Origin of the sequence: Enterobacter sp. UNJFSC 003 (assembly GCF_036903355.1) — a bacterium.
GTDB lineage: Bacteria > Pseudomonadota > Gammaproteobacteria > Enterobacterales > Enterobacteriaceae > Enterobacter.
Genome location: NZ_JBAKHK010000016.1, coordinates 50,929 through 76,069 on the forward strand (window position 1 = coordinate 50,929; position 25,141 = coordinate 76,069).

General features: G+C 48.1%; 24 protein-coding genes and 1 tRNA gene. 21 read left to right on the forward strand and 4 right to left on the reverse strand.

Annotated elements, in window-relative coordinates:
* Positions 1-2: 2 nt before the first annotated feature.
* The 4 genes from nqrE to dinB all read left to right on the forward strand — a co-directional run bounded on the left by nqrE (position 3) and on the right by dinB (position 3,200).
* On the forward strand, positions 3-599 hold the full coding sequence (gene nqrE / locus V5P19_RS21670) for an NADH:ubiquinone reductase (Na(+)-transporting) subunit E (RefSeq protein WP_334407413.1): 597 nt from the start codon (positions 3-5) through the stop codon (positions 597-599).
* A gap of 10 nt (positions 600-609) precedes the next feature.
* Complete coding sequence (nqrF, locus tag V5P19_RS21675; protein WP_334407415.1) at positions 610-1,833, forward strand: NADH:ubiquinone reductase (Na(+)-transporting) subunit F; 1,224 nt, start codon at positions 610-612, stop codon at positions 1,831-1,833.
* On the forward strand, positions 1,833-2,036 hold the full coding sequence (nqrM, locus tag V5P19_RS21680; protein ID WP_334407417.1) for a (Na+)-NQR maturation NqrM: 204 nt from the start codon (positions 1,833-1,835) through the stop codon (positions 2,034-2,036). Before nqrF ends, nqrM begins: the two co-directional genes overlap by 1 nt.
* Positions 2,037-2,141: 105 nt before the next feature.
* A complete protein-coding gene (gene dinB, locus V5P19_RS21685; RefSeq protein ID WP_334407420.1) occupies positions 2,142-3,200 on the forward strand; it encodes a DNA polymerase IV in 1,059 nt (352 codons plus the stop codon).
* 41 nt (positions 3,201-3,241) lie between these two features.
* Here dinB and pepD read toward each other — a convergent pair whose 3' ends face one another.
* Entirely contained in the window at positions 3,242-4,699 is a 1,458-nt protein-coding gene (gene pepD / locus V5P19_RS21690) for a cytosol nonspecific dipeptidase (protein ID WP_334407422.1), read from the reverse strand.
* A 260-nt stretch (positions 4,700-4,959) separates the two neighbouring features.
* Between pepD and gpt the strand changes: the two genes are divergently transcribed.
* From gpt to crl, 3 genes are all read left to right on the forward strand, one after another.
* Positions 4,960-5,418, forward strand: a complete 459-nt coding sequence (gpt, locus tag V5P19_RS21695; RefSeq protein ID WP_010427903.1) for a xanthine phosphoribosyltransferase — start codon at positions 4,960-4,962, stop codon at positions 5,416-5,418.
* 104 nt (positions 5,419-5,522) lie between these two features.
* The gene (frsA, locus tag V5P19_RS21700; RefSeq protein ID WP_334407425.1) at positions 5,523-6,767 is read left to right on the forward strand and encodes an esterase FrsA; all 1,245 of its coding nucleotides are present in this window, start codon (positions 5,523-5,525) and stop codon (positions 6,765-6,767) included.
* Positions 6,768-6,824: 57 nt separating this feature from the next.
* Positions 6,825-7,226 (forward strand): sigma factor-binding protein Crl, encoded by a 402-nt coding sequence (crl, locus tag V5P19_RS21705; RefSeq protein ID WP_334407426.1) that lies wholly within the window; start codon positions 6,825-6,827, stop codon positions 7,224-7,226.
* Between the two features lie 63 nt (positions 7,227-7,289).
* Here crl and phoE read toward each other — a convergent pair whose 3' ends face one another.
* Complete coding sequence (phoE, locus tag V5P19_RS21710) at positions 7,290-8,342, reverse strand: phosphoporin PhoE (protein ID WP_334407427.1); 1,053 nt, start codon at positions 8,340-8,342, stop codon at positions 7,290-7,292.
* Between the two features lie 304 nt (positions 8,343-8,646).
* Here phoE and proB point away from each other — a divergent pair, with 304 nt between their 5' ends.
* The 6 genes from proB to V5P19_RS21740 all read left to right on the forward strand — a co-directional run bounded on the left by proB (position 8,647) and on the right by V5P19_RS21740 (position 15,858).
* Positions 8,647-9,750 carry a glutamate 5-kinase gene (proB, locus tag V5P19_RS21715; protein WP_006176799.1) on the forward strand — a complete coding sequence of 368 codons (1,104 nt, stop codon included), beginning with the start codon at positions 8,647-8,649 and terminating at the stop codon, positions 9,748-9,750.
* Positions 9,751-9,760: 10 nt separating this feature from the next.
* Complete coding sequence (gene proA, locus V5P19_RS21720) at positions 9,761-11,014, forward strand: glutamate-5-semialdehyde dehydrogenase (protein WP_334407432.1); 1,254 nt, start codon at positions 9,761-9,763, stop codon at positions 11,012-11,014.
* Between the two features lie 111 nt (positions 11,015-11,125).
* Positions 11,126-11,201: transfer RNA gene (locus tag V5P19_RS21725), tRNA-Thr, on the forward strand.
* Between the two features lie 112 nt (positions 11,202-11,313).
* Positions 11,314-12,546 (forward strand): integrase arm-type DNA-binding domain-containing protein, encoded by a 1,233-nt coding sequence (locus tag V5P19_RS21730; protein WP_334407434.1) that lies wholly within the window; start codon positions 11,314-11,316, stop codon positions 12,544-12,546.
* Positions 12,536-14,236, forward strand: coding sequence for an ATP-dependent endonuclease (locus tag V5P19_RS21735; protein WP_124829060.1), 1,701 nt, complete (start codon positions 12,536-12,538; stop codon positions 14,234-14,236). Before V5P19_RS21730 ends, V5P19_RS21735 begins: the two co-directional genes overlap by 11 nt.
* Complete coding sequence (locus V5P19_RS21740) at positions 14,236-15,858, forward strand: ATP-dependent helicase (protein ID WP_334407437.1); 1,623 nt, start codon at positions 14,236-14,238, stop codon at positions 15,856-15,858. Before V5P19_RS21735 ends, V5P19_RS21740 begins: the two co-directional genes overlap by 1 nt.
* 412 nt (positions 15,859-16,270) lie before the next feature.
* On the opposite strand, the gene V5P19_RS21745 is transcribed toward V5P19_RS21740, so the two are convergent.
* Both V5P19_RS21745 and V5P19_RS21750 read right to left on the reverse strand, forming a co-directional pair.
* The gene (locus V5P19_RS21745) at positions 16,271-17,083 is read right to left on the reverse strand and encodes a hypothetical protein (RefSeq protein ID WP_334407438.1); all 813 of its coding nucleotides are present in this window, start codon (positions 17,081-17,083) and stop codon (positions 16,271-16,273) included.
* Positions 17,084-17,102: 19 nt separating this feature from the next.
* Positions 17,103-17,375 carry an ogr/Delta-like zinc finger family protein gene (locus V5P19_RS21750; RefSeq protein WP_334407440.1) on the reverse strand — a complete coding sequence of 91 codons (273 nt, stop codon included), beginning with the start codon at positions 17,373-17,375 and terminating at the stop codon, positions 17,103-17,105.
* Positions 17,376-18,375: 1,000 nt separating this feature from the next.
* On the opposite strand from V5P19_RS21750, the gene V5P19_RS21755 reads away from it, so the two are divergent.
* The 8 genes from V5P19_RS21755 (at position 18,376) to V5P19_RS21790 (ending at position 24,883) form a co-directional block, all read left to right on the forward strand.
* Positions 18,376-18,636, forward strand: a complete 261-nt coding sequence (locus V5P19_RS21755; RefSeq protein ID WP_001084853.1) for an AlpA family transcriptional regulator — start codon at positions 18,376-18,378, stop codon at positions 18,634-18,636.
* Complete coding sequence (locus V5P19_RS21760; RefSeq protein WP_096962787.1) at positions 18,633-19,181, forward strand: host cell division inhibitor Icd-like protein; 549 nt, start codon at positions 18,633-18,635, stop codon at positions 19,179-19,181. Before V5P19_RS21755 ends, V5P19_RS21760 begins: the two co-directional genes overlap by 4 nt.
* Positions 19,181-19,405 (forward strand): hypothetical protein, encoded by a 225-nt coding sequence (locus V5P19_RS21765; RefSeq protein ID WP_021546758.1) that lies wholly within the window; start codon positions 19,181-19,183, stop codon positions 19,403-19,405. The genes V5P19_RS21760 and V5P19_RS21765 overlap by 1 nt, the downstream gene beginning before the upstream one ends.
* Positions 19,402-19,725 carry a DUF5375 family protein gene (locus V5P19_RS21770; RefSeq protein WP_063252400.1) on the forward strand — a complete coding sequence of 108 codons (324 nt, stop codon included), beginning with the start codon at positions 19,402-19,404 and terminating at the stop codon, positions 19,723-19,725. The genes V5P19_RS21765 and V5P19_RS21770 overlap by 4 nt, the downstream gene beginning before the upstream one ends.
* 14 nt (positions 19,726-19,739) lie before the next feature.
* Positions 19,740-22,073, forward strand: a complete 2,334-nt coding sequence (locus V5P19_RS21775) for a primase-helicase zinc-binding domain-containing protein (RefSeq protein ID WP_334407444.1) — start codon at positions 19,740-19,742, stop codon at positions 22,071-22,073.
* Positions 22,074-22,166: 93 nt separating this feature from the next.
* Positions 22,167-23,264 (forward strand): hypothetical protein, encoded by a 1,098-nt coding sequence (locus tag V5P19_RS21780; protein ID WP_096962790.1) that lies wholly within the window; start codon positions 22,167-22,169, stop codon positions 23,262-23,264.
* Between the two features lie 717 nt (positions 23,265-23,981).
* Positions 23,982-24,524, forward strand: coding sequence for a type IV secretion protein Rhs (locus tag V5P19_RS21785; protein ID WP_334407447.1), 543 nt, complete (start codon positions 23,982-23,984; stop codon positions 24,522-24,524).
* Positions 24,525-24,526: 2 nt separating this feature from the next.
* Positions 24,527-24,883 carry a putative T6SS immunity periplasmic lipoprotein gene (locus tag V5P19_RS21790; protein WP_010427912.1) on the forward strand — a complete coding sequence of 119 codons (357 nt, stop codon included), beginning with the start codon at positions 24,527-24,529 and terminating at the stop codon, positions 24,881-24,883.
* Positions 24,884-25,141 lie beyond the last annotated feature (258 nt).

A 25,141-nucleotide genomic window follows, 5' to 3' on the forward strand; every position in this document is an offset into this window, starting at 1 on the left:
GGATGGCTCATTACCTGAGTTTGTTTGTGCGCGCGGTGTTTGTTGAAAACATGGCGCTCGCGTTTTTCCTGGGCATGTGTACTTTCCTGGCGGTGTCCAAAAAAGTGTCGACGGCGTTTGGGTTGGGGGTGGCAGTCACCGTGGTGCTGGGGCTCTCGGTTCCCATTAACAATTTGGTGTTTAACTATGTGCTGCGCGATGGCGCGCTGATGGAAGGCGTTGACCTGAGCTTTCTGAATTTCATTACGTTTATTGGTGTGATTGCCGCGCTGGTGCAAATCCTCGAGATGATCCTCGATAAATATTTCCCGTCGCTCTACAACGCACTGGGCATCTTTCTGCCGCTGATCGCGGTGAATTGCGCCATCTTCGGCGGCGTGTCGTTTATGGTTCAGCGTGACTACAACTTCAGCGAATCCATTGTGTATGGTTTTGGTTCCGGTATCGGCTGGATGCTGGCGATCGTCACCATGGCGGGGATCCGCGAAAAAATGAAATATGCCAACGTGCCTGCGGGCCTGCGCGGCTTAGGGATCACCTTTATCACCACCGGGCTGATGGCGCTGGGCTTTATGTCCTTCTCCGGTGTGCAGCTATAAGGGAAAGCAGATGGAAATTATTCTTGGCGTGGTGATGTTCACGCTGATTGTACTGGTACTGTCGGGGCTAATTCTGGCCGCGCGCGCAAAGCTGGTGAACGCCGGTGACGTTGTCATTGATATCAACGATGAACCGCAAAATCAGATCCGTACCTCGGCGGGGGATAAGCTGCTGAACACGCTCTCCGGCAATGGGATTTTTGTCTCGTCAGCCTGCGGCGGCGGGGGATCTTGCGGGCAGTGCCGCGTCACGGTCAAAGAGGGCGGCGGTGATATCCTACCCACTGAGCTGGCGCATATCTCGAAACGCGAGGCGAAAGAGGGCTGCCGTCTGGCCTGCCAGGTCGCGGTACGTCAGAACATGAAGATTGAACTGCCGGAAGAGATTTTCGGCGTCAAAAAATGGGCGTGTGAGGTTATCTCGAACGATAACAAAGCGACCTTCATTAAAGAACTCAGGCTACGCGTGCCGGAAGGGGAAAGCGTACCGTTCCGCGCGGGCGGCTATATTCAGATTGAGTGCCCGGCGCACACCGTAGCGTACAGAGACTTTGACGTGCCGGAGGCGTATCGCGCCGATTGGGATAAATTCAACCTCTTCCGTTTTGTTTCCGAGGTTAAAGAGCCAACGCTGCGTGCCTACTCTATGGCCAACTACCCGGAAGAGAAGGGCATCATCATGCTCAACGTGCGTATTGCCACGCCGCCACCGAACGTGCCGGACGCGCCGCCGGGGATTATGTCTTCTTACATCTGGTCGCTAAAACCGGGCGATAAAGTGACGATCTCCGGCCCGTTTGGGGAGTTCTTTGCCAAAGAGACCGACGCGGAAATGGTCTTTATTGGTGGGGGGGCGGGTATGGCTCCGATGCGCTCGCATATTTTTGACCAGCTTAAGCGGCTTGGCAGCAAGCGTAAAATCAGCTTCTGGTACGGGGCGCGTTCGCGGCGAGAAATGTTCTACGACGATGAATTTGAACAGCTGGCGCGCGAGAACCCGAATTTTACGTTCCATGTGGCGCTCTCCGATCCGCAGCCGGAAGATAACTGGACTGGTTACACGGGGTTCATCCATAACGTGCTGTATGAAAACTACCTCAAACAGCATGCTGCACCGGAAGACTGCGAGTTCTACATGTGTGGTCCACCCATGATGAACGCCGCCGTGATTAAGATGCTTAACGATCTCGGCGTGGAAGATGAGAACATCATGCTCGATGATTTTGGAGGCTGATGATGGTGACCTTTCTGGCAACTTTTGCCGTCTTTTTACTGGTGATGTTCGGCATGTCATTAGGCTGGATCGTTAAACGCAAAAGCATCCAGGGGAGCTGCGGCGGTATCTCTTCCATTGGAATGGAAAAAGTCTGCGATTGTCCGGAACCGTGCGACGCCCGGAAAAAGCGGATGGCGCGGGATCGGCAGCGAATTATTTAATCATTCAGCCCGGGTAAGGCAAGCCGACACCCGGCGTTATCACATCTGCTTCTCAATCCTTATTTATTTACTGTATACTTATCCAGTAATGAGTGAGGGCTTACTATGCGCAAAATAATCCATGTCGATATGGACTGCTTTTTTGCCGCAGTGGAGATGCGTGACAATCCGGCGCTGCGGGACATTCCCATTGCAATTGGCGGCAGCCGCGTTCAGCGGGGTGTGATCAGCACCGCTAACTATCCTGCACGTAAATTTGGCGTGCGCAGCGCCATGCCGACCGCGATGGCTCTGAAACTCTGCCCTCATCTCACGCTTCTGCCCGGGCGGTTTGAGGCGTACAAAGAGGCCTCGCTGCATATCCGGGAGATCTTCTCCCGGTACACCTCGCTCATTGAACCGCTGTCGTTGGACGAAGCCTATCTGGACGTTACCGACAGCATGCACTGCCACGGGTCAGCCACATTAATGGCCCAGGAGATCCGCCAAACTATTTTCAAGGAGCTAAATCTCACCGCATCGGCGGGCGTCGCGCCGGTGAAGTTCCTCGCCAAAATTGCCTCTGATTTAAACAAGCCTGATGGTCAGTACGTCATCACCCCTGAGGACGTTCCGGCCTTTTTAAAAACGCTGTCACTCAGCAAAATACCCGGCGTGGGGAAAGTCTCTGCGGCAAAGCTGGAAAGCATGGGCCTACGGACGTGTGAAGACGTTCAGCAGAGCGACCTGGCCATGCTGCTTAAGCGCTTTGGCAAGTTTGGTCGCGTGCTGTGGGAGCGCAGCCAGGGAATTGACGACCGTGACGTCAACAACGAACGTCTGCGTAAATCCGTTGGCGTGGAGCGCACGCTAATTGAAGATATTCATGACTGGTCGGAGTGCGAAACCATTATTACCGAACAGCTCTATCCTGAGCTGGAGCGCCGCCTGGCAAAAGTAAAACCGGACCTGCTTATCGCGCGTCAGGGCATCAAGCTCAAGTTTAATGACTTTCAGCAGACCACGCAGGAGCACGTCTGGCCACGCCTGAATAAAGAGGATCTTATTGCTACCGCGAAAAAAGCGTGGGAAGAGCGGCGGGGTGGGCGAGGGGTAAGGCTGGTGGGATTGCACGTCACATTACTTGACCCGCAGCTGGAACGGCAGCTGGTATTAGGGTTGTAAAAAAGCCCGGTAAGCGAAGCTACCGGGCATCAGACGGCGAATTACTTAGCAGGAATCGCTTTCAGCAGTTCAGTCAGCAGCGTCCAGTAATGACCCACGCTTTCAATATGAACCTGCTCATCCGGAGAGTGTGGCCCGGTGATGGTTGGCCCAATAGACACCATATCCATATCCGGATACGGCTTCTTGAACAGACCACATTCCAGACCCGCGTGGATCACCTGAATGTTCGGGGTGCTGTTGAACAGACGCTGATAAGTTTCACGCACCAGCGCCATCACCGGAGAACTTGCGTCCGGCTGCCAGCCAGGGTAGCTGCCTTTAGCGGAGGTTTTCGCGCCCGCCAGGGTACCCAGAGATTCCAGCATGCTCACCACGTACTCTTTGCCGGTGTCGATCAGGGAACGGATCAGGCAGATGATTTCTGCGCTGTCGTCGCCCATGGTGACGACACCCACGTTCAGTGACGTTTCAACCACGCCTTTTGCGACGTCAGAGTTGCGGATCACGCCGTTTGGCGTGGCATTCAGCAGTTGAATGAAGCTGTCACGAGACTGCGCGGTCAGCGCGCCTTTATCCGTCGTCACGGATTCCAGCACCACGGTCAGGTTCTTCTCTTTCTCAGAGAGTTCGTTTTTCAGGATATCCAGATAAACGCTGGAGCGTTTTTTCAGCTCGTCCGCGTTTGCCGCCGGTACGGCGACGGTCGCGAAAGCTTCACGCGGGATAGCATTGCGCAGCGTACCGCCGTTGAAATCGACCAGACGCAGATCCAGCTCGGCCGAGTGTCCTGCCAGGAAGCGTGCCAGCAGTTTATTGGCATTGCCCAGGCCCAGGTGAATATCACCGCCGGAGTGGCCGCCTTTCAGACCTTTTAGCGTCATCTTGAAGGTCTGGAAGCCTGCAGGAATGGCTTCACGGGACAGCGGCAGCGTGGTGATGAAATCAATCCCACCCGCGCAGCCCATGTAGATTTCACCCTCTTCTTCAGAGTCGGTGTTGATCAGAATATCCGCCTGCAGCCAGTTCGCCTGCAGACCGAATGCACCGTCCATGCCCGCTTCTTCGGTCATGGTCAGCAGCACTTCCAGGGGACCGTGCTCAACGCTGTCGTCAGCCAGCACTGCTAAAGCAGACGCCATGCCAATACCGTTGTCCGCGCCAAGCGTGGTACCGCGTGCTTTCACCCACTCACCGTCGATGTACGGCTGGATAGGATCTTTAGTGAAGTCGTGAACGGTGTCGTTGTTTTTCTGTGGAACCATGTCCAGGTGCGCCTGCAGGACAACCGGTTTACGGTTTTCCATACCTGCGGTCGCCGGTTTGCGAATCAAAATGTTGCCAACCTGGTCACGCTCGGCGTGCAGGCCTTTTTCCTTCGCCCAGACCATAATATGTTCGGCAAGCTGTTCTTCATGATAGGACGGGTGCGGAATGGAACAGATTTTGGCAAAAATATCCCACAGCGGCTGTGGTGATAATTGAGACAGTTCAGACACGATAAGTCTCCTTGTCGATGCACTGCAAACGGGGTTGCAGGTCACAGGGTTAGCAGGTTAATAGTTACCACAAGTCAGGCTTGCGAGATGCAACTGAGAATACCACTTTCTCCAGTGGCTGGTAGCATAAAGCATGTAAAAACTCAGGCCCGGGGCCCTAAACACTGGTTTTTAGTGCGTCAGATCTCTATAATCTCGCGCAACCTATTTCCCCCTCGAACACTTTTTAAGCCGTATACAAACAGGCTGGGACACTTCACATGAGCGAAAAATACGTCGTCACCTGGGACATGTTGCAGATTCATGCACGCAAACTGGCTGCGCGTCTGATGCCTTCCGAACAGTGGAAAGGCATTATTGCCGTTAGCCGCGGCGGTCTGGTACCGGGAGCGCTGCTGGCACGTGAGCTGGGTATTCGTCATGTCGATACCGTTTGCATCTCCAGCTATGACCATGACAACCAGCGCGAGCTGACTGTGCTGAAACGCGCAGAAGGCGACGGTGAAGGTTTCATCGTTATCGATGACTTGGTCGATACCGGCGGTACCGCGGTTGCGATCCGTGAAATGTATCCAAAAGCGCATTTCGTTACTATCTTCGCCAAACCTGCGGGTCGCCCACTGGTTGACGATTACGTGATTGATATCCCACAGGATACCTGGATTGAACAGCCATGGGATATGGGCGTGGTCTTCGTACCGCCTATTTCAGGCCGTTAATACCAGTACGTAACTTTACACGCCCGGCTATGCCGGGCGTTGTTCTTTTTAGTCTGCAGCGCGTTACAATAGTCTCTATATGACGTATCCATGGAGGCAACGCAATGACGCAGGCGAATCTCACCGAGACTCTCTTCAAACCCCGTTTTAAGCACCCTGAAACGTCGACGCTGGTGCGTCGTTTTAATCCGGGTACCATGCCTGCCGTCCAGTCTGCCTTAGACGGTAAAAATGTGCCCCACTGGTATCGCATGATTAACCGTCTGATGTGGATTTGGCGCGGCATTGATCCCCGTGAAATCCTCGACGTGCAGGCGCGTATCGTCATGAGTGAAGCCGAACGTACCGACAGCGAACTCTATGATACGGTTGTCGGCTATCGCGGCGGCAACTGGATCTATGAATGGTCCAAACAGGCGATGCTTTGGCAGCAGAAAGCCAGCCAGGAGGAGGACGCCGCGCTCAGCGGAAAACAGTGGCTGCATGCGGCCAACCTCTACGCCATCGCCGCGTATCCGCATTTAAAAGGTGATGAACTGGCTGAACAGGCTCAGGCGCTGGCGAATCGTGCCTATGAAGAGGCGGCCCAGCGTCTGCCGGGTCAAATGCGCGAGCTTGAGTTCACGATCCCCGACGGTGCGCCCGTCACCGGATTCCTGCATATGCCCGAAGGCGACGGCCCATTCCCGACCGTGCTCATGTGCGGCGGTCTGGATTCTCTGCAAATCGACTACTACAGCCTGTTTGAGCGTTACTTCGCACCAAAAGGGATCGCGATGCTGACGCTTGATATGCCATCAATTGGTTTCTCATCAAAGTGGAAGCTGACTCAGGATTCGAGCCTGTTGCACCAGCATGCGTTAAAAGCGCTGGAAAATATTCCCTGGGTTGACCATACGCGCGTGGCGGCATTTGGCTTCCGTTTTGGCGCTAACGTCGCGGTACGTCTGGCGTATCTTGAATCGTCGCGCCTGAAGGCCGTAGCCTGCCTTGGCCCGGTGGTCCACGCCTTGCTTAGCGACCCGGCGCGTCAGGGCAGCGTGCCAGAGATGTATCTCGACGTGCTGGCCAGCCGTCTTGGCATGCATGATGCATCAGATGAAGCGCTGCGCGTTGAGCTCAATCGCTATTCGTTAAAAACGCAGGGTTTACTGGGACGCCGATGCCCAACGCCGATGCTGTCAGGTTACTGGAAAAACGATCCTTTCAGCCCGGAAGAAGAGTCGAGGTTAATCACTTCGTCATCTGCGGATGGCAAGCTGCTTGAGGTTCCGTTCAGCCCGGTGTATCAGAATTTTGACAAAGCGTTAAAAGAGATTACCTGCTGGATCGCGCAGAGATTGTGTTAAGAGATTGCTAAATTTTGATGGTTTGGTAAAACAGTGGCTTCACAAAAGGAGATCGCAATGACGTTACCGAGTGGACACCCGAAAAGTAGACTGATTAAGAAGTTCATGGCTCTTGGCCCGTATATTCGAGAAGAGCAGTGTGAAGAGAATCGCTTTTTTTTCGACTGCCTGGCTGTTTGCGTCAACGTGAAGCCTGCACCCGAAAAACGTGAGTTTTGGGGCTGGTGGATGGAAATGGAAGCACAGGAAAAACGCTTCACTTATAGCTATCAGTTTGGCCTGTTTAATAAAGACGGGTACTGGCAAGCCGCACCAATCAAAGATCAGGAAGTTATCGATCGCCTGGAACATACGTTGAAAGAGTATTTGGGCAAGGCCACTGCGCTGCTGGCGACTCTGGACCTGAAGCTGGAACCGGCGGATGACTTTTCCAGCGAAGCGGTCAAGCTGACGGCGTAATGACGAACTCGTCCCACAGGACAAAAAAACCGGCTCAATGCCGGTTTTTTTATTATCCAGGAATCAGAACTGGTAGGTCATACCCAGGGCAACGATGTCATCGCTGCTCACAGCCAGTTTATTATTGTCATCGATCTGATTGATTTTATAATCAACAAACGCGGACATATTTTTGTTGAAATAATAGGTCGCGCCCACGTCGATATATTTCACGAGATCCTCGTCACCGATACCTTCGATATCTTTGCCCTTAGATTGTACGTAGCCCAGGGATGGACGCAGACCGAAATCAAATTGATATTGCGCGACAACTTCGAAGTTCTGCGCTTTATTCGCAAAACCACCCGAAATTGGCGTCATATTGCGGGTTTCAGAATACATCGCCGCCAGATAGATATCGTTCGCGTCATATTTCAGACCGGTCGCCCATGCTTCCGCTTTTTTGCCTTCGCCGCGCGTCAGCAGGTTCTGAGCGTTGGTACGGTCAGAGTTCGTGTACGCGCCGCTGACGGCGAAGTCGCTGCCGCCGATGTCATAAGTCAGAGAGGTGCCAAAACCGTCGCCGTTCTGTTTCTTGACGTCACGGTTTTCGTTTTTACCCTGGTACTGAAGGGTCATATCCAGGCCGTCAACCGCGCCGAAGAAGTCGGTGTTACGGTAGGTAGCCAGGCCGCTCGCGCGTTTGGTCATGAAGTTATCGGTCTGTGCAGAAGAGTCACCGCCAAATTCAGGGAACATATCGGTCCAGGCTTCCACGTCATACAGCGCGCCCAGGTTACGACCGTAATCCAGAGAACCAAAATCTTTGAGCTTCAGGCCCGCAAAGGCGAGACGCGTTTTCTGTGAAGAATCGCTCTCTGCTTTGTTGCCTGTAAATTCCGCTTCCCAACGGCCGTAGCCGGTCAGCTGATCGTTAATTTGTGTTTCACCTTTAAAGCCAAAACGAACGTAGGTCTGGTCACCGTCTTTAGAATCATCATCACTGATGTAGTGCATTGCCTTTACTTTTCCGTATACGTCCAGTTTATTACCGTTTTTATTATAAACTTCGGCCGCGTGAACAGATGCGGAAGCCACAACGCTCATTACCACTAATGCCAGAGTGCTCTTTTTCATTTTCGATCCTGTCTTATAAACGCGCTAAAAAATTCGCTGGACGATAAGCTCATGCTTCAGTCCCGTGAAAAAACAGAAAGGGTTGTAACGTTCTGGAATTAAAGTTTTATGACAAACTAAGAATAATTTTAAAAAACTGTCATTTATTATTTCGGTAATGAAAACGTCAAAATCTGCCGCTACGCTTCCTGATCCCGCGCAACAATGTGTTTCGCGATGTGCGAAGGCAGTTGGCAACGAGCCTGACACCTGTTAAAACGTCTGATTGACATCACTTTCCCTTATTGTTGAACGGCAGAGAATCATGAGTGACAGCCAGACGCTGGTGGTAAAACTCGGTACCAGTGTGTTAACAGGCGGATCGCGCCGCCTAAATCGCGCCCACATTGTTGAGCTTGTACGTCAGTGCGCTCAGTTACATGCCGCAGGGCATCGTATTGTGATTGTGACCTCCGGGGCGATTGCCGCCGGACGTGAACACCTGGGTTACCCCGAACTCCCCGCGACGATCGCTTCTAAACAGCTGCTGGCCGCCGTGGGGCAAAGCCGACTCATTCAACTTTGGGAGCAACTGTTCTCCATCTACGGCATTCACGTTGGGCAAATGCTGCTGACGCGTGCGGACATGGAAGACAGAGAACGTTTCCTGAACGCGCGCGATACGCTGCGCGCGCTGCTCGACAACAACATCGTTCCGGTCATTAACGAGAACGATGCCGTTGCCACCGCTGAAATCAAAGTGGGTGATAACGACAACCTCTCTGCGCTGGCCGCGATCCTGGCCGGTGCCGATAAACTCCTGCTCCTGACCGACCAGCAGGGTCTGTTCACCGCAGACCCGCGCTCCAACCCGGAAGCCGAACTGATCAAAGACGTTCACGGCATCGACGATGCGCTGCGCGCCATCGCGGGCGATAGCGTGTCTGGCCTCGGTACGGGCGGCATGGGCACCAAGCTGCAGGCCGCAGACGTAGCGTGCCGCGCCGGTATCGACACCATCATTGCTGCGGGCAGCCGCCCTGGCGTGATTGGTGATGTCATGGAAGGCATCTCCGTGGGCACCCGCTTCCACGCGCAGGCATCTCCCTTAGAAAACCGCAAACGCTGGATCTTCGGCGCGCCGCCAGCGGGCGAACTGACCGTTGATGAAGGGGCCACCGCCGCGATTCTGGAAAGAGGGAGTTCATTACTTCCTAAAGGAATTAAAAGCGTGACAGGCAACTTCTCGCGTGGTGAAGTGATCCGGATCCGTAACCTCGAAGGCCGCGACATCGCGCACGGCGTAAGCCGCTATAACAGCGACGCGCTGCGCCGTATTGCGGGTCATCACTCGCAGCAGATTGATGCCATTCTGGGCTATGAGTATGGCCCGGTTGCCGTTCATCGCGATGACATGATTATTCGTTAAGGAGCAGAACATGCTGGAACAAATGGGCGCAGCCGCGAAGGCCGCCTCTTACAAACTGGCGCTCCTTTCCAGCCGCGAGAAAAACCGTGTGCTGGAAAAAATCGCTGACTACCTTGAATCGCAATCCGCTGAGATTTTGCGTGCCAATGAACAAGATTTAGCGGAAGCGCGTGAAAATGGCCTGAGCGACGCAATGCTCGACCGCCTGGCGCTCAACCCGGCTCGCCTGAAGAGTATCGCCGACGATGTTCGTCAGGTCTGTAATCTGGCCGATCCGGTTGGGCAGGTGATCGACGGTGGCCTGCTCGACAGCGGTTTGCGTCTGGAGCGTCGCCGCGTGCCGCTCGGCGTCATCGGCGTGATTTATGAAGCCCGTCCAAACGTGACGGTTGATGTGGCGTCCCTGTGCCTTAAAACCGGTAACGCCGCCATTTTGCGCGGCGGTAAAGAGACCTGGCGCACCAACGCCGCAACGGTAAACGTTATCCAGCAGGCGCTGGAAGAGTGTGGCTTACCGGCAGGCGCCGTGCAGGCGATCGAAAGTCCGGACCGCGCGCTGGTGAACGAGATGCTGCGCATGGACAAATACATCGACATGCTGATCCCACGCGGCGGCGCGGGCCTGCACAAGCTGTGCCGCGAGCAGTCGACGATTCCGGTGATCACCGGCGGTATTGGCGTGTGCCATATTGTGGTTGATGACAGCGCCGAGATTGAACCGGCGTTGAAGATTATCGTGAATGCCAAAACCCAGCGTCCAAGCACCTGCAACACGGTGGAAACGCTGCTGGTGCATCAGGGCATCGCGAGCACCTTCCTGCCAGCCCTAAGCGCGCAGATGGCGGAGAGCGGCGTTACCCTGCACGCCGACGCTAACGCTCTGGCGCTGCTGAAAGACGGCCCGGCGACCGTGGTTCCGGTAAATGCGGAGCAGTACGACGACGAGTTTCTGTCACTGGATTTGAACGTGAAGGTGGTTGCGGATCTCGACGACGCTATTGCGCACATCCGTGAACATGGCACCCAGCACTCAGATGCGATCCTGACGCGCACCCTGCGTAACGCCAATCGCTTCGTGAACGAAGTCGATTCATCTGCCGTGTACGTGAATGCGTCAACCCGCTTTACCGACGGGGGACAGTTCGGCTTGGGCGCAGAAGTGGCTGTCAGCACGCAGAAACTGCATGCGCGCGGTCCGATGGGGCTGGAAGCACTGACCACCTACAAGTGGATCGGCTTCGGCGACGATACGATTCGTGCCTAAATAAGCGTGGGTGATGCAAAAATAGCCGTTTGATTTAAAAGGGCATTGACGCATCACCCCGTTAGATCTACTCTTTTGCCCCGTGGTTACGCTCGTAACCGGCCTCTCAGGGCCGATATAGCTCAGTTGGTAGAGCAGCGCATTCGTAATGCGAAGGTCGTAGGTTCGACTCCTATTATCGGCACCACCCCAACTTCCTCAAACGTCCGTAACCATCCATAACCTCTCTGATTTATAACGTTTTTACTGCATCTTCAATCCGTGTTAGTCCATAACCATCCAGTAGAATCCGGTACTGAATGTGTATAGGATTGTGTATATGTTCCTGTTCGGTCTTGGATTCCTATACACAGCCTTTAAACGATATGCAGATTCGTCGCGCTAAGCCTGAAGATAAACCCTATACGCTTGGGGATGGGCAAGGCTTGTCATTGCTCATAGAACCTAATGGAAGCAAGAGCTGGCGGTTCCGCTATCGCTATGCTGGTAAACCCAAAATGATCTCGCTTGGGGTTTACCCAACGATCACCCTTGCTGATGCTCGTTCCCGTCGCGATGAAGCTCGAAAACTTGTGGCAGAAGGAAAGAACCCTAGTGAGGTTCGAAAAGAGCAAAAGTTGGCTCTGCAAACAGAGTCAGAGAACGCCTTCGAAAATATAGCGAGAGAGTGGCATCACCTTAAATCTGCTAAATGGTCGGTGGGATATGCATCAGACATCATGGAAGCGTTTAATAACGACATTTTTCCTTATGTCGGAACAAGGCCAGTGGGAGAGATTAAACCGTTAGAGCTGCTGAACGTTCTGCGTAAAATTGAGAAACGTGGTGCGTTGGAGAAAATGCGAAAAGTTAGGCAGCGTTGCTCAGAGGTGTTTCGCTACGCAATTGCGACAGGTAGGGCGGAGTACAATCCTGCGGCGGATCTCTCCAGCGCTCTCGAAGTACACCAATCCAATCATTTCCCATTCCTAAAAGCTGATGAGATACCTGATTTTCTGCGTGCCTTAGAGGGTTATACCGGGAGTAAGCTTGTCCAGATAGCCACGAAATTACTGATGATTACAGGCGTGAGAACCATCGAATTACGTGCGGCATTATGGCAAGAATTTGATCTGGATAACGGTATTTGGGAAATTCCTGCTGAAAGGATGAAAATGCGTAGGCCACATCTTGTGCCACTATCGACTCAAGCGTTAAATTTACTCCATGAACTCAAAATCATGACAGGGAACTATCGTTATGTTTTTCCGGGGCGGAATGATCCGAACAAACCTATGAGTGAAGCGAGTATAAATCAAGTCATTAAACGGATTGGATATAGCGGGAAAGTCACTGGTCATGGATTCAGGCATATGATGTCAACCATTCTTCATGAAAATAATTATGACTCTAAATGGATAGAGCTTCAACTAGCGCATGTTGATAAAAATTCTATTAGAGGGACATATAATCATGCTCAGTATATTTCTCAGCGTCGTACAATGTTAGATTTTTACTCATCATTTATTTTAAGGAATGATCATGCATATTGAGACGGTTACTCTTAAAGGATTCAGGAATTACTCTAATGCTACTATAAATTTTGAACCTTCTACATTAATTATAGGTGCAAATGATGTTGGAAAAACAAATCTAGTCTACGCAATAAGAATGTTGCTTGACAAAAGTATTTCTGAATTAGATTTAGAGCCAAAAGCTAATGACTTCCATGTAAACATCAATGGTGATACTGTTGATGAATTACAAGTAATAATAAAATTCAAAAATGTCGATAAAGATGCTGTCGTATCAAAACTAAATGGATATGTTAGCGATGAAAAAAACACCTATATAAAATATGTAGCTTATCGAAATGATTTATCATATAAAATATTTATTGGCCATAATGAAGATAGTTATGATGAAATAACTTCAAGGTTCTATTTGAAATATCTTAGTATGAGATATATTAAATCGCAAAGAGATTTGGATAAATATATCAGCATAGAAAAGAGGCATCTTCTAAGGCTTGCTCAAGAAAATAGAGAACAACCGCAAGTTGATAGCGATCAACAATCTCTTAGAGATTTAAATGAACTATTAGAAAATGTTAACTCTAAAGTTAAAGAAATAAGCTATGTCAAACAGGCAACAGCTGAACTTAATTCAGAGTTAAGAAAGCTTTCATACAACTATGAACGCTTAAATATTGAATTGGATTCAGGCGCAATAGGTGTTGATCAGTTCATAGAAAAGTTAGAATTAAGTTCAAACTCAAATGGACATAAACTCCTTCTTGGCGGTGATGGATTAAATAATCAGATATTATTAGCTCTCTGGAAGTCAAAAAGTGTCAGGGAACATGACGAAAATAGTGAGGTTGTAATATATTGTATTGAGGAACCGGAGGCGCACTTATACCCTCATCAACAACGTAAATTATCTGAGTATCTTACAAGTAAATTACCTGGGCAATCAATTGTAACAACACATTCACCTCAAATAGCTGTAAATTATCAGCCAGATTCAATTATAAAAATATACTCTCATAATGGAGCATCTTTTGCAGCAAGTAATGGATGTTCAAAATGTGTAAGCCAGGCTTGGGATAAGATGGGCTATCGCATAAGCATCATTCCTGCAGAAGCATTCTTTGCCGATGTGGTTTTTTTAGTTGAAGGCCCCTCTGAGTTGATTTTCTATAACGAATTAGCAAAAGCTATAGGATATAATTTAGATTTCTATAATATAAGTATTTTGTCAGTTGATGGAGTACAATTTGAGGTTTATACAAATATATTAAAAGCTTTTAATATAAAATATGTTGTTAGGACTGATAATGATGCTGGAAAGGTCCCTCATAAAGATGAATATCAATATTCAGGAATCAATAGAAGTCGCCATTTATGTGGGCTTCCACCGTTAAAAAATGAATTGGCAAAAATAGAACAATCTCAATTAAATAAGCAGTGGATTGTGCAGTCACCAATTTTAAATGCATGTGCTGTTTTTCTATCATTTACAGATCTTGAGGGCGATTTATGTCAGGAGTTTTCAGCACATGTCCTTGAATATAGCGGTAAGAGTAATATAAATGAAGCTGCTAATTATTTGAGAGATAAAAAGGCAACGCGTATGCGTGAATTGATAGCTCTTAAGAGGGTAAATCTACCTGAACTTGCAACTGGAGATCTCGTTCGGCCATTGCTTAAGGCTATCTCTTTAGCTAAAGGTGAAATATAATGATCCAATTCACTCAGGAACAGCAAAATGCCATAGATTTTCCTGGCAATATGGTTTTAACCGCGTGCCCAGGCAGTGGAAAAACTACTGTGGTAATAGAAAAAATAGCAATGGATTTGAGAGGTATGAAAAACTTTCAAGGCGTCATTGCAATATCTCATACCAATAAAGCTAGCGACGAATTACTAAAAAGATCAAAAAAATTTATAGTAGATGTGAAATCTAGTTTCTTTGGAACGATTGATAAATTCTTTTTACGTGAAATCATTTTCAATTTCATGAATCATTTTGCATCTAGACCCAGTTCCTTAAAAATCATAAAATTTAATGATTTATTGCCTGAGCAACAAGCTAAAATGTTATTTTTATTAGCTGATGGGTTTGTTATTTTAAAAGAGGATGTTAATGCGCTAAATGAAATCTACACCCTTTATTCTCAAGGGGTGTTTGTACTTGAAATGGCTCCACTTATGTCTCTTTTTATTCTTACGTATTCACACGCTTGTCAAAGGTATATCAAAGCGAAATATAAATCTATATACATTGACGAATATCAAGACTCAGGTTTTATACAACATGAGATTTTTAAATTAATTTCAATGTTTGGTATTAAAGCAGTTGCAGTGGGAGATGCTGATCAGTCTATACACGAATATGCCAAGAAATATTCAAAGTATTTGATTGAACTAAAAAATGGCGATAATGGATTTGAACCGTTTGAATTAACACTAAACCACCGCTGTCATTATTCCATTGTTAATTATGCTTCAAGGTTAATAAGGCCTGAATGTACTTTAATTGCAGGTGGTAATATACAAGTCTATCGGGTCTGTATCCCGGGGTATTTTGAAGAAATTGCCTCATGGATCGATAGTGGATTAGAGTCAATAAAAAAGTCTTTTGGAATAAAACATAACAATCAAATTGCTATCCTTGCGGTAAGTAATAAAAGTGTTTCATATATATCCTCCTGTCTCAAAGTGCAAAATAGAGCTTACGTGGATGATAAATTTTCCAAGCTAGGTACTGATGTTTCTAGGTTAATTATGGATTTGTTACACTATAGATATAATAATAACCACACAGCACAAGATATTATAGATAATTATTCTGAAAGTGGAGTTACAAGACGGCAGGTTAAATTATTGAGGCGTGAAATTAATCTAGTCAGAAAGATTGATGATTGTAACCTCATCGCTTCTGTGCGTGGAGTCTTAACTCTCTTAGGGGATTATAATCTTGAGTCAATACACATAGACGGCATTAGTGAGGTGCTTCAGGTTGATGCAGTAAGGAATAATTACTTACCTATTAATCAAAACGAAGTTCAGATTATGAATATTCATAAGTCTAAAGGGTTAGAGTTTGATTGTGTATATCATTTAGACCTTTATGATCATGTTTTACCTAAAAGAGAATATCCAGTCGGGAGTAGGGATGTTATTTATAAAAATGAAAAGCAGTGTTTGAATCTACATTATGTTGCATTAACTAGAGCCAAAAAATTTGTTGTATTAGTTACATCCACGGAGCGCATTGGTTCTAAGGGCTACAGAATCCCTGCATTACCATCTCAGTTTTTTGATCGTGCAGGTTTGGAGGGTTTGTTTAAAAAATTATAATGCACTGTACTTCGCGCGTAATGCTGTCCCCGCCACGCCGTCAGAGCGCCTCAGCGCCTCGCTCTGCCTGCCAGCGACGTGACACATCGACACATCATGACGAAGCGCAGCGTCTCATCACGGCGCGGGCACGCACGACAGGCCCTAAAAAAATGATCATGCCTGCTCAAAATTGAGGTGCTAATACCACGATTAAACCTAAAACCGCGCGCTCGTAGCCCCGCCACGCCTGCCCGCTTTATGGAGTGGTTTTCATGCAGTTGCATGATAGGCTCTTAACCGCGCCTTAGCTGGCCTGGGAAGTAAAAATGCAAGTGCATAAAGTCATGCGATTTCATGCAGTATAGACATGCACTCAGGCTACAGACATCAAAAAACCCGGCACTGGCCGGGCTTAAGTGAGCTGTTCAGGTCAGAACAGCTTTCTTTTTTTTCTGTCTTCATGTGATCCTGATACCGGTGCTGAACCGGTCAGACTCATCACGTCGTCCCGGAATCTCAACGGCAATATTTCATTCGTCCACTTCAGCATTAGATTCAGGATAAATTCACGATACAACGTATCTGCATCATTTGTCCCTTCAATAATACCCGGTATATGCACTGAGCTATTCCGCTCGAATTGCCTGTACTTCATCCTGAGTAGGCTGCTCAATTCAGCACCGTGGAAAATAAAAAAGTCTCGTAAAAGCTCATCGATACGCTCCTCAGTGATGCCATGATGGAAGTTTATATAGACGTTTGCCTTACGCGCGGTCGCTTGAGCCAGTACCGGCAGCTGCTCTTCTTTTTCAGTAATCAGCCCGGCCAGTTCTGTGGCTGTTTCCTGTTGTTCCAGATACTCAGCCCGAAGAGCTTTCATCTTCGGCGTTACGATGCCGCCGCTCTGGTTAAGCAATTCCCTGAACTGCGCCCGATTGTCTTTGCTGGTCTGCTCAGTTTCGGTCTGATGCTGGCGTAGAGCCCGAAGGTTCTCAATGGCTGCTTCTTCGGCCTGTCTGGCCTCCACCCAGGCCTGCATTTTTTGGTAAAGGTCGATAATTCGGGACTGCCAGTCGGAGGAAAGGCTTTTTGTCAGTTTTTCCGTCTCGCGGGCTATTTCATTTGCAGGCAAACTCATGAGCCAATCCGCATCCTGAAGCGGTTTTTTTGCCCTCGCGAGGAGTGTTACTACGTGTCCGGTTGCGGCCTGAATCTGGTTTTCAGTCAAGTGTTGTTCTGCCATATCATTGTTCCTCCTCATTTTATTGTGCATGACGGTCTTTAAGAGTACAGGCTGAACCGTAGCGGCCTATGGTCTGTGGCTGACGCTCGAGGGAATCGCTCCTCGATTCAGGCTCCGGCGGCGCTGGTTTATGGGGTTTCATAATTATCGTGTCGACACTTTCAAGGGCAGTAAATGTGCACGAACATTCAAGATTCTGGCACTGATACCATGAGCGCTTAACCGATGGAGCTTCATAGGCGCTGGTTCTGGCATGAGCGACCGTGCCACATTCAGGACATTTCAGGGCCATATCAGTACCCTCCTTTTGCATTAAGTCTGTTGAGGCGAGCCAGGAAAACTTTATGTTTTGCCGGGGTGAAACTGGCTGATGCATTAGCACGCATTGATGCATCCACCATTAGTGTTTTGTTGTCGTGTCAATTGTGCCGGTACTCATACAAGGGCACTACCGAGGGGGATTGTGCCAGTGACAGAACAATGACCTTGTTCTGGCTAGCCAGAGAAAGGCGTCATGTCTGATATTCACCCTTCCTTTAATACAAACTATTCACTACTGTTCACTTTAGTAAAAAAGATAGTAAATACATGGGGTTGATGGGTGTAGTGTTTGAGTAGTAGTGGTCATCTACTGTTCATGACTGTTCACAGAAATAAAATTACACTTATATTTTTTTCTCATATAAGCCGCGATATTTATTTCAGTTTATTACTGGATTTTTTTTCCTCACCACTTTTCACAAGTATTCAGCACTATTCGACGTATAGAATAAAAGGTGTCTTATTTCTGTTTAATAATTCAACATTCAACCTCCCGTCACCCTGTTGCATTTCGGGGGAATACTCATAAAAATGAATCTATCTGATGCTCATTAAACACGTGCGGATACATGCGGAAGGATAAGAGTAATTTAATTTCTTTAGTCAGTAATTTAATTAATACATATGATGAACTGTTTTGTCCTGGTCGTTTTTAGCTCTTTTATTATTCCGATGTCTTCGTCCTTATGATGTAAAGCCCGGAATGGCATGGCCTGTTTCAGGTTTGAACTGTGATCCTGCCTGGTGTAATAGATTTTTTTATTCTTGATGCTCCTTATTATATTTCATAAAGGAATGGTTTGTTTTTGTCCGTTTCATACGGTATTTAGCTGTTTTATTTTTTGAGAAATCAACATTTCACTCCAAATAAATAAAGCATGCGCGAGCCGCTTATATAAACATAATAAGGAGCTACCTGAATCCGGATGGAATTGCCCGGACTGTTGTAAACATATTAGAGAGGTAGCCAGATGAATAGTATTTCCGTTTCCACCCCGGCACCAGCTGCTCCGGTGCTCCCGGTTCCGGCTCAGCAGGAGCGCTTCATACGATTACCTGAAGTGATGCACCTTTGCGGGCTATCCCGTTCAACCATCTACGACCTTATCAGCCGCGATGCCTTCCCGCAGCAGATATCCCTGGGTGGAAAAAATGTGGCTTGGGTACAGTCGGAGGTCAGTGCATGGATGGCGGCGCGAATTGCTGCCCGCGAGCAAGGAGGCCATGCGTGAAACTGGCTTTGCAGTCTCATCTCCTTTTTTCTGGCTTGCGTCCTGATATCTTTTCCAGGTATAGTTTTCCCGCTGCCGCAAAATCGGCTGCCGGGCGTAGGAACCCGAGTTACTTATTGGCGACACCAGACGCGCCTTGCGTCTTTTTTTACGTCGTTGCTCAGGCACACCCATTTTTCGGGCTGCGGTGCTTATACCTTAGCCCCTTTCAGATAATGGTGGTCCGGGCGGGGCAGCCTTCGGGCTGGCCGGTTTCCAATAAGGCCGGTATTCCTACCCCCGTTCGGGTCACCACCCATGAGCGTAGGAACTCCGGTGGTGGCATTTACCGCTACTTATTGGAGGTTGCCCTTATGGCTACGATCCTCGCCCCATCACATCCTCAATTTATATTTGTTTTTGCCGCCGTTCGTCGTGCAGAACGTAAACCACGTATTAGTATGCTGCGTATCGTCGCCAGCAATGAGCATCATGCACGTCTTTCACTGGTCCATGAGTATGTGCTTTGCCTTGCTGCTCGCCTGCCAGTCCGGGAGGTGATCTAATGAATCACGCCGCAATCTCTTATGACGATATTGTCCGCCTGAAGCATCTTCGTAACGTGGGGGAGTTTGTCACCGGAATGGCTGTTCTTCAGGATTGCTACGAAAAACCTGCCGGTGCTCAATGTGAGCAACTGGTTTCCCTGATTTATCTGATGACAGAGCAGCTTGATGGCGTGGTACAGCGTTGCCAGGATGACCTGATGAACATGGAGGTGGTGCAATGAAATCACGCACTCTTTCCCTTTCACTTCGGGTAGCGTTGTATCGCCGCGCGGTAGCTTGCGCATGGCTGAGTGCCTGCCATCAGCAAAACAGCCACCTGCAGCTCACTCTGGATGAAATTGAAACCGCTATTGCCCGTGAGCTTGAAGGATTTTATCTGCGACAGCACGGGCAAACAAAAGGCATGGAAATCGCCTGCGCCCTGCTTTCAGACCTGATGGAATCCGGCCCTCTAATGTCCTGTCCCGCACTCTCCCAGCTCGGAATAGCCGTAATGGATGAGTTATGCGTCCGTCACATCAAAAAGCCGGTTTTACACTGAGGGAGAACTGCATCATGTCAGGAATGAAAGTCAGTCAGGCCGTGAAGGCTGCCCGCGGTCACTGGGCTCAGATTCTGCCAGCGCTGGGCGTGAATATATTGAAAAATCGCCATCAGCCTTGTCCGGTCTGCGGCGGTAAAGATCGTTTTCGCTTCGACGATCAGGAAGGACGCGGAACATGGTTCTGCAATCAGTGCGGAGCCGGGGATGGTTTAGCGCTTGTCACCAGGGCACTGAATGTGGATATCAGTGAAGCAGCTGACAGGATACATGGACTGACACATGGTCTGTCTATAGCTAATTCCGAAGTCAGGACGTTAACCGCCGATGCCGATAGGGGGAAAGATGCAGCGGCAGCACTTGCCGCGCGACTGCTGCAAGCCTCGCGTGAATCTGCCGGAAACACTTATCTTACACATAAAGGTTTCCCGGAGCATATTTGCCATGAGCTGACTTCAGCTCATAAAACCGGTGGGGTGATGTTCCGCCCCGGTGATTTGATCGTCCCGCTCTATAACGCTGACGGGGTGCTGGTGAATATTCAGCTTATCAGTGGCAATGGTAGCAAGTGTTTTCTTAAAGGAGGTCAGGTTAAGCAGGCCTATCATCTGATAGAAGGGAGCGGGAGTTCAGTAAGAAGGATGTGGATTGCGGAAGGCTACGCCACGGCGCTTGCCATTCATCATCTGACAGGAGAAGCCGTCATGGTGGCATTTTCGGCGGTCAACTTTCTTTCTCTGGCCAGCGTTGCCCATAACAAGTATCCAGGATATCAGTTAATTATTGCAGCGGACCGCGATCTGAATGGTTCAGGCCAGAACAGGGCGGAAGCTGCTGCAAAAGCGTGTCAATGTGACATTGTGCTGCCACCGGTTTTTGGTGACTGGAATGATGCGCTTGCCCATTACGGAGAGGAATCCACCCGGAAGGCAATTCTTGAGGCTTTGAAGCCACATAACGCCAGTCCTTTCGACACGATGAGTGAAGCAGAATTCACAGCGATGAGTGTCAGCGAAAAAGCTCAGAGGGTTCGGGAGCATTACAGGGATGCACTGGCGGTTGATCCGAACGGTCAGCTTTTATCCCGCTATGAGTCTGGAGCGTGGAAAGTGATTTCTCAGTCTGATTTTGCCCGAGATGTCGCAGCCCTTTTCCAGCGCCTCGGTGCACCGTTTTCCTCAGGAAAAATTGCCTCACTGGTGGAAACATTAAAGTTAATTGTTCCGCAGCAGCAAAATCCGGCACGTCATCTGATCGGTTTTCGTAATGGCGTCCTCGATACGCGAACAGGGCTGTTTAGTCCGCACTGTAAAGAGAACTGGCTACGTACCCTGTGTGAAGTCGATTTCACGCCACCGGTAAATGGGGAAACGCTTGAAACTCATGCCCCGGCATTCTGGCGATGGCTGGACAGGGCCGCCGGGCACGAGCCAGCAAAACGCGACATTATTCTCGCAGCGCTGTTTATGGTGCTGGCGAACCGCTATGACTGGCAGCTCTTTCTGGAAGTGACTGGCCCTGGCGGAAGTGGCAAAAGTATCCTTGCTGAAATTGCAACGATGCTTGCAGGAGAGGATAACGCCACGTCAGCGACAATTGAAACTCTGGAGTCCCCGCGAGAACGTGCGGCTCTGATCGGTTTTTCTCTTATTCGCCTGCCTGATCAGGAGAAATGGAGCGGCGATGGCGCCGGGCTTAAGGCTATAACCGGTGGTGATGCAGTATCTGTGGACCCCAAATATCAGAATGCTTATTCAACACATATTCCGGCGGTTATCCTGGCCGTAAATAATAATCCTATGCGCTTCACTGATCGCAGTGGTGGTGTGTCCCGCCGTAGAGTTATTCTGCATTTTCCTGAGCAGATAGCACCGGAAGAACGCGATCCGCAGCTAAAGGATAAAATTGCTCGAGAACTTGCTGTGATTGTTCGCCAACTCATGCAACGTTTCAGCGATCCGATGAGCGCCAGAACATTGCTTCAGTCGCAGCAGAATTCTGATGAGGCTCTCACCATCAAGCGTGATGCCGATCCAGCATTTGATTTTTGTGGCTATCTTGAGGCATTACCCGACACCAACGGCATGTTTATGGGAAACGCCAATATTGTCCCGCGCCAGCCACGTACATACCTTTACCATGCCTATCTGGTCTACATGGAAGCCAACGGCTATAAAAATACGCTCAGTCTGACCATGTTTGGCAAGGGGCTGCCGTTAATGCTGAAAGAGTATGGGCTGCAGTACGAGAAGCGGCGGACCAATCAGGGAATGCAGACCAATCTGGCACTTAGAGAAGAATGCAATGCTGACTGGCTACCGAAGTGCAGTCTCGAAATCACAAAATAGGTATTTAAACCGGTGGAAGCCGGTTTTTTCTTGACATATGAATAAGCTAATCTTCAAATATCTGACCGCAGAATATAATTTAAGAGGTTGTGGATGAAAACTGTATTTGTGCTTGGTGCTGGATTTTCAAAAGAAGCTGGCGCGCCTATGCAGGCGGAAATAATGGGTGAGATATTTAAAATACACCAAGAGGATTCAAACTATTTTAATGGTTCAGATTTTCAGCTTTTTGAAAACTTACTTACTGAACAATTATATTATAAACGTGAGCAATTTAAAGATGTTCAGATTGAAGATATGTTCACTCCTTTAGACCGGTGCTTGGCGGATAATATCCAGTTTAGAGGTCTGTCTATTGAGCAAATGACAAAGACAAGGGATGCTGTTTTTAATATCATTGGTTTGGCCATTAGGAGGATCTTGGAAAGAAAAGGGAATAGTAAGGAATATATTGACCACTTTGCTGAGTATTTAGTGAGGAAATGTAGCGAGAGGCTGGGTGGTAATTATAGACAGCATGATCCTGTAAGCGTTATTAGTACCAACTGGGATATTCTACTAGATAATTCATTGTATGATTACATCCAAAGGAACTACCACGGACGTGCAGTTGTTGATTATTGCTGTTATATAAGCTCCTTAGAAGAAAGGGACGAAACGGTAAAGCCGGGTCTAGAAATGTTAGGAGCAGGTGGTTTTAATGTGAAACTGCTGAAGATTCATGGTTCACTTAACTGGCTACAATGTTCGCGATGCATGCGCCTTTATGTCGGGTTTAATAAAAAAATAGGGGTTGCGAGAGGGGCAACATGTAGGCATTGTGATAAAAATCATGACGCAGTAAATAAAGAGAATAGACTGATATCAAATCTTATTATGCCTACCTTTCTAAAGGATCTATCAAATCCTCAATACAAAATAATTTGGCAGAACGCTGGTATTGAATTATCTGAAGCTGACAAAATAATCTTCATAGGTTATTCGTTGCCGAATGCCGATTTTGAAATGAGACAACTTTTATCTCGAATGATTAAACGAAGTGTTAAAATTGAAGTCGTAACATATGAAAGAGATAAAGAAAAAGAAAAGGATATAAAAAAATATTGGCAGGCGTTTTTTGGTGAGCGTGAGGTTAAAGTTCATTTATGTGGTGCCAGTCAGTTCATTGAGCAATCCTTATATCTTGAATAACTTTAATAAGTTAAGGATGGGGCTAACTTCACAGCCCTATTCTTTTGGAATAGGTTAAAATTTAGGAAAAGATAATTTTGACCTATCATAAATTTATTGCGAGTGGACCACCAACCCGGCGAATGCTGGGTTTTATTATGGTCTAAGATCAAATGTAGGGTTTGCTGTTCACTCTTCACTTAATGGTTAACTTCTATCATATTGATATTTCATATAAAAATATGATGGTGAATAGTATGTACGCTTTTCTTAAGAAAAAGTATTTTGTTGTGCGATGAGGTGGACGAGTTTTGAACGCTCCCGCCAATGTGTATAGCCATGTGTATAGGATTATTTGTCGATAAGAATAAATTCTTGCAAAACAACGAATTAAGTTGATTTGTTTGTTCCTATTATCGCACCACCTAATAAAATCAATCAATTAGCGTAAAATATCTAACGGATTGTATCTTCAATTATCATCCTTGATAACATTTGGTAAGCGCTTTTGCGTTGTATCGGCTCAAGTATTGCACAACGTACTGGCGGGTAGTTACCAGGCTCAAGCCCAAACAGCATTAGAAATTATGCTATCCCTTGAAGCTGAAAGAGTTGCCGCAAGCGGTTAACAACATGTTTTAAACTACTGATCACTCCGCTAAATGGCTAATGTTCGCGTATAGACTATTTCGACTTATGATTTTACGATGTAGATAAATCATACAAGGAGGATAGTTTATGAGCGCACAGGAAGAGGAAGGAACATTACGCCGGATGACCTTAGGCGAGATTGCAATGGCTCGCAGAGTGTTCGGTGATTCGATAGTGTATAGCCGTGTCTGGATTCATTGCGACAGCTATTTACCGTTCGGCCTACAGAAACAGAACTACGCGATGACTCCCAATGGGGAGTTGTGGTACAGAAAATCGATGTACAGAGAAGACTTTTCCGCAAACTCGGTTTTCGTTGAAGATAAATACGTTTTCATCCATGAATTGGGGCATGTGTGGCAACACCAACACGGACAATGGGTGAGAATGCGGGGGGCGTTTAGCTGGGCTGCTGAATATACCTACAGGCTGGATAAAGAAAAGCTCACTGATTACTCTCTTGAGCAGCAAGCCTCTATTTTAGCTGATTACTGGTTACTGCTGGTTTATGGAATTAGTAAGTGGTCTTACTATCAGAGGCCTGAGCGCATGGGGATGTACAGAGGCGTAGATATGTTGCAGGATGTCCCTTCGCTTTACCAAAAAATCGTAACAGGGAAGGGGCGTTAAACATGAAGAACAAAATGTTGCTGGGTGTTGTATTCCTCTTAACAGGATGCCCCGGGCCTGGTGATCGAATGGTAGATCGTGAATCTACAACGGCATTTATCAAAGGTAATCAAGTTTGTGTGGTGTCGCCACTGGAGCCACAGGAACGGATCACTGCTATCCAAATCAACAGCGATAGTAGCGACACCCTTCACAAGATTTTTGATGACAAGCCTGTGTATGTTCAAAAGGGTGACTGTCTTCCTGTATTCGGATTTAAGTTTACACCTGGAGAGCGGTATAACTTCGCGTATGACGTCCAATCTGGTAAATCAGAATCGCATTTAGTCACCGCTGAATTTTCTTATCCCAAAAAATAAGGGGGCAAACCGCCCCCTCTGTTTCACTTCAACGCACGTATGTAATCAAGCACTCGAACAGGTACAAAGCGTGAACAGTCTACACGAACCGCTATCAACTCGAAGCTGATGACGCTGCCAACGTCTCTAAATCCTCCCGAAACAGATTGATCACACGCATTTAAACCCGATGTGTGGCCTTTGACCTGCCCCCAGGATTAGATACAACCTTCAGTTAGTAATGTCGGTTGGTTTTTCTTCATATTTCCTGTTTCGCCA

Coding starts and splice junctions, on each gene's coding strand:
- nqrE (WP_334407413.1), top strand. CDS start 3: ATGGCTCATTACCTGAGTTTGTTTGTGCGCGCGGTGTTTGTTGAAAAC.
- nqrF (WP_334407415.1), top strand. CDS start 610: ATGGAAATTATTCTTGGCGTGGTGATGTTCACGCTGATTGTACTGGTA.
- nqrM (WP_334407417.1), top strand. CDS start 1,833: ATGATGGTGACCTTTCTGGCAACTTTTGCCGTCTTTTTACTGGTGATG.
- dinB (WP_334407420.1), top strand. CDS start 2,142: ATGCGCAAAATAATCCATGTCGATATGGACTGCTTTTTTGCCGCAGTG.
- gpt (WP_010427903.1), top strand. CDS start 4,960: ATGAGCGAAAAATACGTCGTCACCTGGGACATGTTGCAGATTCATGCA.
- frsA (WP_334407425.1), top strand. CDS start 5,523: ATGACGCAGGCGAATCTCACCGAGACTCTCTTCAAACCCCGTTTTAAG.
- crl (WP_334407426.1), top strand. CDS start 6,825: ATGACGTTACCGAGTGGACACCCGAAAAGTAGACTGATTAAGAAGTTC.
- phoE (WP_334407427.1), bottom strand. CDS start 8,342: ATGAAAAAGAGCACTCTGGCATTAGTGGTAATGAGCGTTGTGGCTTCC.
- proB (WP_006176799.1), top strand. CDS start 8,647: ATGAGTGACAGCCAGACGCTGGTGGTAAAACTCGGTACCAGTGTGTTA.
- proA (WP_334407432.1), top strand. CDS start 9,761: ATGCTGGAACAAATGGGCGCAGCCGCGAAGGCCGCCTCTTACAAACTG.
- V5P19_RS21730 (WP_334407434.1), top strand. CDS start 11,314: ATGTGTATAGGATTGTGTATATGTTCCTGTTCGGTCTTGGATTCCTAT.
- V5P19_RS21735 (WP_124829060.1), top strand. CDS start 12,536: ATGCATATTGAGACGGTTACTCTTAAAGGATTCAGGAATTACTCTAAT.
- V5P19_RS21740 (WP_334407437.1), top strand. CDS start 14,236: ATGATCCAATTCACTCAGGAACAGCAAAATGCCATAGATTTTCCTGGC.
- V5P19_RS21745 (WP_334407438.1), bottom strand. CDS start 17,083: ATGGCAGAACAACACTTGACTGAAAACCAGATTCAGGCCGCAACCGGA.
- V5P19_RS21750 (WP_334407440.1), bottom strand. CDS start 17,375: ATGGCCCTGAAATGTCCTGAATGTGGCACGGTCGCTCATGCCAGAACC.
- V5P19_RS21755 (WP_001084853.1), top strand. CDS start 18,376: ATGAATAGTATTTCCGTTTCCACCCCGGCACCAGCTGCTCCGGTGCTC.
- V5P19_RS21765 (WP_021546758.1), top strand. CDS start 19,181: ATGAATCACGCCGCAATCTCTTATGACGATATTGTCCGCCTGAAGCAT.
- V5P19_RS21770 (WP_063252400.1), top strand. CDS start 19,402: ATGAAATCACGCACTCTTTCCCTTTCACTTCGGGTAGCGTTGTATCGC.
- V5P19_RS21775 (WP_334407444.1), top strand. CDS start 19,740: ATGTCAGGAATGAAAGTCAGTCAGGCCGTGAAGGCTGCCCGCGGTCAC.
- V5P19_RS21780 (WP_096962790.1), top strand. CDS start 22,167: ATGAAAACTGTATTTGTGCTTGGTGCTGGATTTTCAAAAGAAGCTGGC.
- V5P19_RS21785 (WP_334407447.1), top strand. CDS start 23,982: ATGAGCGCACAGGAAGAGGAAGGAACATTACGCCGGATGACCTTAGGC.
- V5P19_RS21790 (WP_010427912.1), top strand. CDS start 24,527: ATGAAGAACAAAATGTTGCTGGGTGTTGTATTCCTCTTAACAGGATGC.